Source organism: Mariniflexile litorale (assembly GCF_031128465.2).
Classification (GTDB): Bacteria; Bacteroidota; Bacteroidia; order Flavobacteriales; family Flavobacteriaceae; genus Mariniflexile; species Mariniflexile litorale.
Window position 1 is genome coordinate 838,061 of sequence record NZ_CP155618.1, and the last position, 12,526, is coordinate 850,586.

9 protein-coding genes are annotated in these 12,526 nt (G+C 31.8%); all 9 read right to left on the reverse strand.

Features of this window, described 5'->3' with window-relative positions; all coding sequences use genetic code 11:
* Positions 1-3: 3 nt before the first annotated feature.
* The 9 genes from yaaA to QLS71_RS03365 all read right to left on the reverse strand — a co-directional run bounded on the left by yaaA (position 4) and on the right by QLS71_RS03365 (position 12,487).
* Entirely contained in the window at positions 4-762 is a 759-nt protein-coding gene (yaaA, locus tag QLS71_RS03325) for a peroxide stress protein YaaA (RefSeq protein WP_308990495.1), read from the reverse strand.
* A 96-nt stretch (positions 763-858) separates the two neighbouring features.
* Positions 859-1,308 carry a GNAT family N-acetyltransferase gene (locus QLS71_RS03330; RefSeq protein ID WP_308990496.1) on the reverse strand — a complete coding sequence of 150 codons (450 nt, stop codon included), beginning with the start codon at positions 1,306-1,308 and terminating at the stop codon, positions 859-861.
* A 130-nt stretch (positions 1,309-1,438) separates the two neighbouring features.
* Positions 1,439-2,716, reverse strand: coding sequence for a phosphoribosylamine--glycine ligase (locus tag QLS71_RS03335; RefSeq protein WP_308990497.1), 1,278 nt, complete (start codon positions 2,714-2,716; stop codon positions 1,439-1,441).
* A gap of 179 nt (positions 2,717-2,895) precedes the next feature.
* Entirely contained in the window at positions 2,896-5,886 is a 2,991-nt protein-coding gene (gene secDF / locus QLS71_RS03340; protein ID WP_308990498.1) for a protein translocase subunit SecDF, read from the reverse strand.
* 98 nt (positions 5,887-5,984) lie between these two features.
* The gene (locus QLS71_RS03345) at positions 5,985-6,575 is read right to left on the reverse strand and encodes a hypothetical protein (protein ID WP_308990499.1); all 591 of its coding nucleotides are present in this window, start codon (positions 6,573-6,575) and stop codon (positions 5,985-5,987) included.
* Between the two features lie 152 nt (positions 6,576-6,727).
* A complete protein-coding gene (mdh, locus tag QLS71_RS03350) occupies positions 6,728-7,648 on the reverse strand; it encodes a malate dehydrogenase (protein WP_308990500.1) in 921 nt (306 codons plus the stop codon).
* 263 nt (positions 7,649-7,911) lie between these two features.
* Positions 7,912-8,949, reverse strand: coding sequence for a DUF6588 family protein (locus QLS71_RS03355; RefSeq protein WP_308990501.1), 1,038 nt, complete (start codon positions 8,947-8,949; stop codon positions 7,912-7,914).
* 93 nt (positions 8,950-9,042) lie between these two features.
* A complete protein-coding gene (locus QLS71_RS03360; protein WP_308990502.1) occupies positions 9,043-11,586 on the reverse strand; it encodes a carboxypeptidase-like regulatory domain-containing protein in 2,544 nt (847 codons plus the stop codon).
* Positions 11,576-12,487, reverse strand: coding sequence for a FecR domain-containing protein (locus tag QLS71_RS03365; protein ID WP_308990503.1), 912 nt, complete (start codon positions 12,485-12,487; stop codon positions 11,576-11,578). The genes QLS71_RS03360 and QLS71_RS03365 overlap by 11 nt, the downstream gene beginning before the upstream one ends.
* Positions 12,488-12,526: the final 39 nt, after the last annotated feature.

A 12,526-nucleotide genomic window follows, 5' to 3' on the forward strand; every position in this document is an offset into this window, starting at 1 on the left:
AGGTTATCTAATAAAAGTTAATTCGGTATCTGTAGACATAGGTTCACTAAAATTATAACCTTGGTAATTAAACCCTTTAATATCGTCAATTGTTTTTGCATCGGTATCTATAACATAGCGAGCCATTAAACCTCGGGCTTGTTTGGCAAAGGTCATTATCATTTTGTATTCCCCATTTTTGAAATCTTTAAAATTAGCTGTAATGACGGGCGCTTTTAAAACTTTAATATCTATCGCTTTAAAGTATTCATTACTTGCTAGATTTAATAGCAATTCTCCTTCTTCCAATTCGTCATTTAAAGCTTCAGCAATAGCTTTTTTCCAGAACTCATATAAATTTTTGTTTTTTCCAACAGGAAATTTAGTTCCCATTTCTAAACGGTAAGGCTGTATTAAATCTAAAGGTTTAAGCAAACCGTATAATCCAGAAATAATACGCAGGGTGTTTTGTGTCGCCTCTATTTTATCTTCAGCTATATTAAAGGCGTCTAAGCCTCTATACACCTCGCCGTTAAAGGCATACATAGCGGGTCTTGCATTGGCTACCGTAAAAGGTAATTGCCACTCTTGGTTACGCTCGTAATTTAATTGTCCCAACGCATCAGAAATACGCATAAGTATAGACAAACTTTTAGCCGATTTCTTTTTAAGTAATTTATTTAAACGCTCTGACTGCTCTAAAAACTGCGGCTGTGTATATTGTGTTGTGGGTAACTTAGTTTCAAAATCGAGTGATTTTGCTGGTGACAATAGTAATTTCATTATCTCATTTTTTTATAATCTCAAAGTTACAACTACAATCTAATAATTAAAACTTAGACAACAACTATTTGTTAATACAGCAATAAGATAAATTAATTATGATGAAGCTTCAAAAACATACAGCTTTTCTTCTACCCCATTATTATATAAAGATTTTATAGGTTGAAATCCGTTTTTCACATAAAAAGCATCCAAGTTTAAATCTTCAATAGTTAGCCAATAATTTTGCTTGGGATGTATTTTTTTTAATTCATTCAACCAAAGCGATCCTAAATTCTGACCTCTTTTTTCTTCTAAAACATAAATAAAACCTAAATATAGATACCCTTTTTGAAACCATGAGTTTGCTTCTTCTACAGCATATAGCATATCGGGAGGGCATGTTGAAAACACCAACCCGCCTGCAATAATTTGGTTGCCGTCTATAAACACATAACACTTTATAGTTTTTTTATATGTTTCCAAAAAAGGCAACAAAGCTTCTTGCCAATCTTCGGGCAGAATTTTAAAAAAACCCGAAACTTCTTCGCTGAGTTTGAAAGTCATTTATGAATGGATTTAATATGAATTAGTTATTATATTGAAAATCTCTGTATTACTGAAAAGAAAAGTCTTCGACAAGCTCAGACTGACTTTTCGGTATCAATTGACTGAAAATTTGATTCAAAATTTAATTTTATAATAAGCCCCACGACCAAAGCTTATCTGAATCTTCAGTCCATCGATCTCCAATATCGGTTCTGTAATACCCATTATTGATAATTACATTACTAATCCTATTATACATCATTTTCTGAGCATCTTTCATTGTATTTCCTATACCTGTAACTAAAACGGCAATACCTGTATTACCTGTAATTAACCATTCGTCGTTTACTTTCTTTAAATGCATGGCGTGCACACCATCTTTACCGTTTTTTTTGAATACCACTACGGCATCTTTAGAAAACAAATTGAATGTTTTTTTGTCATCGTATGGAAACGGGGGCACTACAATAAAAGCACCTACCTGAAATCCCTTTTTTACATTAATTTTGAATTGTTTTTTAGTTGCTAATTTAAAAAACAATTCCCCTATAGGTTCAGTAATACCTGCCCTTTGTATAAATATTTGAGGATACCCAAAACGCGACGTAAACTCTAACGGGTAAATACCATGGCCGTTTACGATACAGTTAATATCAATATGTCCAATAAAATTATGTTTGGCTAATGTGCTTTGGAATTTTAATAACGTAGCTTCAAAAATAGGCGAATCTTTGGTCCAAAACATACTGGTTCCCATTTCTCCGGTAGAAACACCTAATTCTTTAGGGAACAATTTTTTGTGTTCGAAAGTGATGTTGATTGGGTAAATAAATTCAGTCCCATTAAAAAATGCTGCGACCGATACTTCTACACCTTTTACTTTTCGCTGCAATTGAAAATTGCCAAAATTGTTACCCCATGATTTTTCGTAGGCTTTTAAAACTCGAATAACATCCAAACCCTCATCATCACTACCCACAAATAAGAGTTGTTTAAGCTCTTGTGTTTCACCACAAGGTTTAATTACATATGTATTGGGGTGGGATTGAATGTAATTTATGGCATCATTAAATGATGTAAATTCTTTAGAAGGAATGACCTTAATTTTATGCTTTTCTAATTCCGCTTGTCCAAAATTTCTGTCTAGTTCTAACTTATCGGTATATTCGGTACCACCAATCACTAATTTACCGGCTGCTCTTAATTCACTAGCAACTTTGCCATAACCAGTGTAATCAAACACAATAATATCAGCCCAATCTATATGCTTTTCCCATTGTGTTATTTTACTAACAAAACCAAAACCAATTTCTTTGGAGGCTTTATCTTCGATAAACATTTTAACGTCGTTACCTTCTAATTTAATAGTATTTATAATATCTAAAGATTCGCCCCAGCGCGATACAAAAAGAAACTTTTTGCTCAAGGGATGTTTTGTTTTCACTAGTAATACATATGGGTTTTAAATGATTGAAATATTTATCAAATGTATTTAAATTAGTTGTTTGTTGTATATACGATTATTATTAAAATATGGGATAATATAAAACAAAAAAAAAGCCTATTAACAGCTTGTTAATAGGCTTTAATAAAAAATATTTTGAGTTATTCTTTTATTTTCTTTTTGTCTTCTTCTCTTTTTACTGTATCATACATTAAAGGTGTTGCAATAAATAACGATGAATAAGTACCAACTATAATACCTACTATTAATGCAAACATAAAGCCTCTAATGGATTCACCTCCAAAAATAAAGATGGATAATAATACTACTAAAGTAGTAGACGATGTATTTAAGGTTCTGCCTAAAGTACTACTTAATGATACATCAACCACTTTATCAAAATTCCAATTAGTATGCTCGTTTACATATTCTCTAATTCTATCGAATACAATTACGGTATCATTTAACGAGTAACCAATTACCGTTAAAATAGCCGCGATAAATGCTTGATCTATTTCCATACTAAATGGCATAAATCGGTATGTTAATGAGAATACACCTAATACCATTAAAACATCATGAAATACTGCAGCAACAGCTCCTAGCGAGAATTGCCATTTTTTGAAACGAAATAAGATATAAAGGAACACAACTATTAAAGATCCTAAGATTGCCCAAAAAGATGCTTGTTTAATATCATCAGCAATCGTTGGACTTACTTTAAAAGATTGCATTAGGCCTACTTGCTTATTTTCATCGTTTAAGTCTATAAATTGCTCATAACTCAAGCCAGCCATATAAGGCTGTAACGTATTAAATAATTTTAATCTTATTTCCTCATCTACCTCAGTTCCAGTTTCATTAACTTTATATTTAGTAGTAATTTTCAATTGATTATCTCCACCAACTGTTTTAGCATCTGCACTTCCAAAAGCACCTTTTAAAACGTCGGCTATTTCTGAAGCATTTACATCTTGCGCAAAACGCACTTGGTATGTTCTACCTCCAACAAAATCGACACCTTGGTCTAATCCATTTGTAAATAACGAACCTAAACTTACTAAAATAAAAGCTCCAGAAATAACATAAGCAATTTTACGTTTCTTTAAGAACTCAATACTTAAATTTCTAAATAAATTTTTAGTAATTGCTGTAGAGAATTCTAATTTACCTCCTCTGTTTACGTACCAATCAACTAATAATCTAGTAATAAAAATAGCCGTAAATAACGATGTACCAATACCAATTAATAAAGTAGTAGCAAACCCTTTAATAGGACCTGTACCAAAAATAAATAAAATTAAAGCGGTTAAACCTGTAGTTATATTGGCATCTAAAATAGATGATAATGCATTACTAAATCCGTCTTGAATCGCCTCTTTTTGTCCTTTACCTTTAGCTATCTCTTCTCGAATACGTTCAAAAATAATTACGTTCGCATCAACCGACATACCTATGGTAAGTACTATACCCGCAATACCAGGCAATGTTAATACAGCTCCTAAGCCTGATAAAATACCGAAGATTAATAAGATATTTAAAGCCATGGCAACATCAGCAAAACCACCTGCTTTTCCGTAGTAAAGTATCATCCAAACAAGTACTAATACTAAAGCAATTAAGAAGGACATAGTACCACTATCGATAGCTTCTTGACCTAAAGATGGTCCTACCACTTCGCTAGATATAATATCTGCCGATGCTGGTAATTTTCCCGCACGTAATACGTTTGCTAAATCGACAGCTTCATTTAATGTGAAGTTTCCTGAAATTTCAGAATTCCCACCAGAAATAGGCCCTGTAGTTACACCTGGAGCAGAATATACAATGTTATCTAAAACAATCGCTATTTGAGTTCCTTGGGCATACGCTTTTCCAGTCATTTCTTCCCAAATCTTAGCGCCTTTAGCATTCATTTGCATAGACACAGTTGGCTTATTGGTTTGTCCAAAATCGTTACGTGCATCTGTTACAACAGCACCGCTTAATTGTGGAACATTATCTCTATTACCAACTAAAGCATATAAATCTACTATTTCACTATCTTTTTCTGGCTTTCCAAAAGCAAATTTAGTGTAACGCATTTCAGCAGGAAGCAATGCTCTTACTTTAGGTGAATTCAAGTAATTAAGAACTTTTGTTTTGTCTTTAATTTCGAATTGAGCAATCACTGGACCGCCTTGATACCCTTGTCCGCGAATTAAATCGAAAAGTGGGTTTACCGTTTGTACTGCTGTAGAATCAGTAGCTGCTTCACCTAACAAATCATCAATAGTTGAATCGGTGGCATTCTCTTCATCTTGTGGCTCTGCTGTAAGGGTATCTTTTTTAACCTCAGCAGTTTCTTTTAAAACATCATTAGCTTGTGCTAAAAAGTTAAAAAATTGTTCGCCTTTGTAAGCATCCCAGAATTCTAATTGCGCAGTACTTTGTAGTAAACTTGTAGCACGTTCTACGTCTTTAACACCTGGTAATTCTACTAAAATACGACCAGAAGATCCTAAACGTTGAATATTTGGAGATGTTACACCAAACTCATCAATACGTTTACGCAATACTTCGAAAGCTGAAACGATAGATTCATCAATTTTGGTTCTGATAACTGCTTTAACATCGTCATCAGACATGTTTCCTTCAATCTCACCATCTAATGCTTTGGTATAAAATATATCTGGAGACGCTAATTTAGTATCGCCTTTAATTTTATCAAACGCTAAGAAAAAATCTTCTAAATAAGTATTTTGACTGTTCTTTTGAAGCTCTTCCGCATCGTTTAAAGCCTTATTAAATACAGGATTTTTAGTATTGTTAGCTAATCCTTTTAAGATGTCTTTTACTGAAACTTGAAGAATCACGTTAATACCACCTTTTAAATCTAGACCTAAATTCATGGCTTTTGATTTCACATCGTTATAAGTGAATTTAGCAATACCAATGTTAAATACAGTATCTGTAGCTACAGATTGTAAATAGTTTGCTTCTTCAGCGCTTCGCTTAGCACGGAAATCTGGATCTGATTCTGGAATTTTATTAATGGCTACTTCTTGAGCGGCCTTTTCTACTTGATTTGCTTTGAATGTGAATGATAATTGGTAGATACTTACCAAACCAAACAAAAGAGCAAATAACTTTACGAGTCCTTTATTTTGCATTATGATTTTTTTATGATTGTAATTATGAATGTTGACAGCTTTAAAACTACTAGTGAAAGCTATGTTTTGATACGTATTTTTGTTGAGAAAGATTCTCTTTAACAGCTAGGTCCTGCTCTAACTTCGGGAATTTTATGTGGCGTATTATCTATTCCAATAGCACTGTTTTTTCGGAATTTATAAATCTCTTTTTCAAGACGCTCTATACTTTTTATATCTATTTCTTGAGCAGGAACAGACGCAATAGGAATGAAAAATCGGTTGTAATCAAATTTTAACTCTAAAGCACATTTACCACCAAAACCATTATCTATTTTCTGTTTTTGTATCTCAAATACATCTAAATTGTATGTGGTAGATTGTTTTTCAGTTGGTGATTTAGGTGGATTTTCTTCTTTATGAGAAGATACGCTACCTAATACCAATTCTTTTGTTTCTGAAAAGATTTTCTTAACATGGGCCACATCAGTCTCGCTATAATAAGAGATGATATAACTTCCATCTTTTTGTTCCTCTACTTTAATATTATAAACACCAATCGTTTGTAATTGGTCTTTAACAATGGTAATGGTATTTTGAGCTTGATGAGATGAGGCTTCTAGGTGGGCAAACTGCAAAACAATTTCTTGATTAGGCACAGGATCTTGTTGGTGACTAACAACACCTAACAACGTAAATATAAAAATCAAAGTGCTAACGCACCATTTTGCCTTCATGCGCCAAATATATGATATTAAAATTATAAATGCTTAAAGTATTTAAAGTTAAAAGTGTCTAAAATTGTAGTTTAAATACAACTTTAGACACTTTAGTACTCTTATAACTTTAAATACTTTATGTATTACAATAAATCGTTAACCGCTTTAACACCTTTAGCACTTTCTGCCATGTTTGCTTTTTCAGCATCATTCAAAGTGATAGTAATAATTTCTTCAATACCATTTTTTCCTAAAATTACTGGTACACCAAGACAAATATCACTAAAACCATATTCGCCTTCTAATAGAGCAGAACATGGAAAAACTTTTTTAGTATCGCAAACAATGGCTTGAACCATTCCAGACACAGCTGCTCCAGGAGCATACCAAGCAGAGGTACCTAATAATTTGGTTAATGTAGCACCACCAACTTTAGTATCTTCTTTTACTTGGTTTAATCTGTCTTCACTTAAAAATTCAGAAACTGACACGCCATTTCTAGTAGCTAAACGTGTTAAAGGAATCATACCCGTATCACTATGACCACCAATTACCATACCATCTACATCGCTAATTGGACCACCCAAAGCTTCTGCTAATCTGTATTTAAAACGTGCTGAATCTAAAGCCCCACCCATACCAATAATTCTGTTTTTTGGTAAGTTAGTAGACTTATGTACTAAATAAGCCATCGTATCCATTGGGTTACTCACTACTATAACAATAGTTTTTGGCGAATGTTCAATTAAGCTTGAAGAAACAGCTTTAACAATTCCTGCATTAATACCAATTAATTCTTCGCGAGTCATTCCTGGTTTACGTGGAATCCCAGAAGTTATTACACACACATCACTATTAGCTGTTTTGCTATAATCGTTTGTGACACCTGTTATTTTAGTATCAAAACCATTTAATGAAGCTGTTTGCATTAAATCCATAGCTTTACCTTCTGCATAGCCTTCTTTAATGTCTAATAAAACAACTTCTGAAGCGAAATTTTTAATGGCAATATATTCTGCACAACTTGCGCCTACTGCTCCTGCACCTACTACTGTTATTTTCATTTTTTAGTTTTTAATAATTTTTTTAATATACTTCTGATATTTTTCCTTTTGAAATATGAAATTATGTATTCACATATTACAAAAGGTTAATTTAAATGCTTTTAAGCATGCTAAATTACGAATTAAAATACACTAAATAAAAAAAGTACGATATTAAATCTTGCACTTTTTAATTAACTAAACATTTTTAAAACTTACTAAAACTAAACAATTATATATTTAGAAATTTTCAAATTCTTAGATTTTATTTAAAATTCAAAAAATCATCTAAATCCAAAATTTATACCCACTGAAAAGGCATTAAATTCAGCTAAATGATATTCAGCATTTAATCTAAAAAAGCCTAATTTTAATTTTGTTCCAATGGTTCCTCTTACCGATGAAACTTCACTTGAAACCGAGAAAGGATTAGTAATCGTCTGAGAAAACAAAGGCCCATTCGATACAATATATGTTCCTAATAAATCGGATTCTGATTTTCCTTTGATATAACCAATACCTCCATAAAAATTAATTACAGGTAATTTAGTAGAAGCTATTAACTGAAATAACCAAGTATTCGTATCATTTTCAAGTCTTTGATTATCACCATTAATACCCGAAGAATCTGTCAAATCATATGATCCATCTAAATGTGTATACGCTACCAAACCAGAAACAGCTACAGGTAATAATTTATCCGCAGGCAACCATTTTGTGAATTCAACTTGTAAACCCGCTCCATACATACTGAAATCAATGTCTTCCGTATTAATTTTAGGAACGAAACGTGCTTTTATTTCTATGCCTTTGCTTAGTCCCAAGGCTCCTTGGATAAAAGCTGTTGGTAACAAATTAGCCGTTTGCGAACCTATTCCACTAGGTAAAGTAATTGTTTCTTGTTGTTCTCCTGGTAAAAGAGGATCATCATACTTGACAATAATATTTACATCTGGATTGTTTTCTCCAAATGCAGAAGCCACTTTTTTTGAAGCCATCCCATCTGCAAATTCTATCGTAAAATCTTGATCTGGATCGCTGTTATAATCTGCTATATTCATTAAAAAAGATTTATGTTCTTTTTTAATAGTTGCAGCATTAGCTATTACTGAAATTTCGAAACCTCCCAATGGCTTTGCTTCGGCTGTATTAAACCAGTTGGCATTCATACTATGTATTAAACCATTTGTTCCTGGTTTTAAATAATCGTTAGCAAAACGTTCCGCATTTTTTACGCCTGCTACTAAAAGTGCATCAATATCTTGAGCTTGTGAAAAAATTGTTGAAAAACACAACAACATCAATATAATTATCCTTTTCATTCTTTTAAATTTTAAATTAAACATATACATAAAATTAAATAGATATTTATATGGTAAAAAATATCTTTTAACGATAATTCTTATTTTAAATTACTAAAAATCAACCCTAAAACTCACATTAGGTGTTAAGCCTAATGACGTATTATTTATTTGAATGGCCGTATTAGAATCGTTTGGGTTTACTTTATAATAACGATTTATTATATTTTTAGTATTGGTGATATTAATGACCCCAATTTTTAAAGAGGCATTTACTAATTGATAAATGTTGAATTTATAACTTAAAGACGCATCTAAACGTTTAAATTCATCGAGATTCTTACTATTGGGCGCATCGTAATTAACATAAGTTACATTTCCTGATTCTACAGTTTCATTCCCAACAACTGGCGATGTATAAGGCTGTCCAGAGCGCCAAATACCCCCAACCGATATTTTTAAATTCTCTAAAATATCGTAATTAAAACCAATAGAAACAGAATGTCTAATATCTACATTATTTGGAAAGGCTGAAGGTGTAAAGGTTTCAAATTTGTAATCGTTAATTGAATAGGTATAACTTAGCCAAGTACTATAATTATTGGCTGTTTTATTTGCTAAAAACTCTAAGCCCTTTACGGTGTAATTACCAATAGCATTATTGTATTGAAAATTATTATAAAACCCTTGATTACTAGCTGTAATACCTTCCACTGTTTTATAAAACCCCGAAGCGTCAATATTTAAATTATTTTGATTGAACTCGAACCCAAATGAGCCTTGTTTGCTTTCTGAAATTGGTATCGATTTTTCATTAGCCAAAATCCATCGTCGGTTTTCAACACCTAAAAAATCGTCTTGAAAATCAATTATTTGTGTTGCAGATTGATTTTTAAACTCGCCTTCCCATTTTAAAGCGAATTGATTCGATAGCTTCTGTCTTACATTCAACCGAGGCTCTATTAACAACTTTTCAAACTTTTGAAAATAATTAGCTCTCACACCTATTCTAAAAAAAGTAGTGCCTTTATTATATTCTGCTTGCGTGTAAAGTGCGTGATTTAACAATACATCTTTTTTAGTTTTATCGTACGAAGGTTTTGTAACTGTAGTTTCATTAAGAATACCTGTTTCATTAAACTGATATCCGTTTAAAACCGTTAAAAAGTCAGACACTTCATAATAAGTGTTTAATTTAAAACCGGTTTCTAACACTTCATTAGCTTGAGTTAATAACTGATCCGATTCAATTCTATAATCATTTGCATCTACGTTATACTTTGAATAATAGGCTGAAAATTGAGAGCTTAATTTAGAATTCCAGTTAGCCATCCAATGTCCGCCAAACCCTAAATTATTTTGGGTTAAATTGCTTGATTTAGATGTTGTTTCGTTTGCATTAGCAATACGTTCATAATACTCTAAATTATTATCGATGCTAATTACATTGGCTCTAAACTTATGTTGTTTGTTTAGATTGAATAACACTTTAGCCGTATAATCATAAAACACAAAATTGGATGTTGTGGTTTGGTTTTCTATAGTCTCACTGTTGGTTTTTATATCACTATCCTGAAAACTTCTATCAAAATAATTGTCGTAAGTTGGTGTATTAAAACCATCGGTTATGGATCTTCGTCCAGAAACATGAAACTCTAATTTTTTGTTGATAGGAATTTCTAAAAAAACATCAGCACTTATTAAGTTTGCTCCTGCTCCGCCAGAAAAATTTCCTGATAATTCATTTTTAGTAAACATATTTATGGTACTGGAAACACCATCACTATACTCACTACTTGTACCATTTTTAGATACCACAACTTTATTGGTTAGGTTCGGATTGTAAGCCGAAATCAATCCAAAAAAATGTCCTGAATGATACATTTTAATACCATCCCAAAGCATGAGGTTTTGGTCGTTCGTACCTCCTCTCACATTAATATTTGCAATACTTTCATTCGTGCTTTCAACTCCAGGAAGCACTTGTATGGATTGTAAAATATCGGGATCTGTTAAACCTGGCAAAATACCAAAGGCTTTTGTATTTAAAACCGTACTTCCGTCTAACAACTTTTGAAAACCTGTAGTTAGGAATTTAGTTATGAGTACTTCATTTAACGCTTCTTTATTTTCAACCAAGACAATTTGTTTGCAATTATTAATTTCTGAAAAAAGATATTTTGCATTTAATTCTTGACTTTTAAACCCGAGATACGAAATAGTAATCATCGCATTTAGAGGCACTTCATTTAGCTGAAATTTTCCTTTATCGTTTGTAATCACTCCTTTTCTGCTATCATTCACAACAACTGAAGCACCAAATAAAGGGTCATTATTTTCCGAAGCAAACACAAAACCACAGATAGAAATAGTTTTCTCTATAACAGAAACAGTAACATATCTATTATTCAAAATTTTAAAATTTAATAGGGTTTTAGAATTAAGATACTCGATGGTTTCCTCTAGGTTAAATTCAGGGTTTGGTTGTTCAATAAATACACTAGAAAGATCATCAAAAGCATATGAAAACTTGAGATCAAACTTTTGTTCCACTGTTTCTATTATTTCTGTCAGCGGTTTTTTATTCGAATTATTTTGAGAAAAACAGACATTAACAATACATAGAACTATATAAATAACGCTTCTGCTATTTTTCATATTTATACAACGTAACTTGATTACCTTCTATTTTATAACTCAATTTTAAAGGAATAGTGATTGATTGCAAAGCAATATTTTGGTCTTTATGGGTAAAGGCTCCAGTGAATAATTGAGAAGCATCTACACCTATTAAGGTTACTTTTAATTCGTATTGTCTTTGAAATTCAGCTATAACTTGACTTAACGGAATCTTATCAAAACTAGTCTCTGCTTGCATCCAAGATGGATTTTCTGCATTAAACGCTTTAACCGATTCAATAGCACCATTTACAACTCTAAACGATTTACCCTTGGGTAATTTAACCGTTTCATCATTAAAAGTAACACTTACTAAACCCTCATAACATTGTACTTCAAAATAGTTATCCCGTTCTTTAACATTAAATTGTGTACCTAAAACCTGAACTGTTCCAACATTGGTTGTTACAGTAAACTTTTTTCCTTTACTTACTTTAAAAAAGGCTTCCCCATCTAATTGAAGATTCCGTTTATCTTTCCAAGTTTTTTTATTATACTTTAATTTTGATTTAGCATTTAAAATCACTTCTGAATTATCAGGTAATGTTAATACTTGGTTTTGAGCTACTTGCGTTTCAAAAGTCATATTATTATTAAAAAACAAAAAATATGAAGATGTAAGCATCACCAAGAAAACAGCAGCTATTTTCATAAACATTTTAAAATTAAGCGGTATCACTTTAGCTTCATTCTTTGTAAGCTTTCTTTCTCTAAAATCTAACAACGCTTTTTGCACATCTACTTCAGGCGCTTGCATTTGTTTGGCATAAAAAGCTATTTTCTCTAGAGTTTCAATATTTTCAGATCGTTTTAAATCTTGAATTTGCTCCTCATTAAGCTCATTATCAAACCACTTTAATATGTTATTTACGTTTTTCATTTTTTATCACTTCAACTTTAAGACAACTTAAAATATATT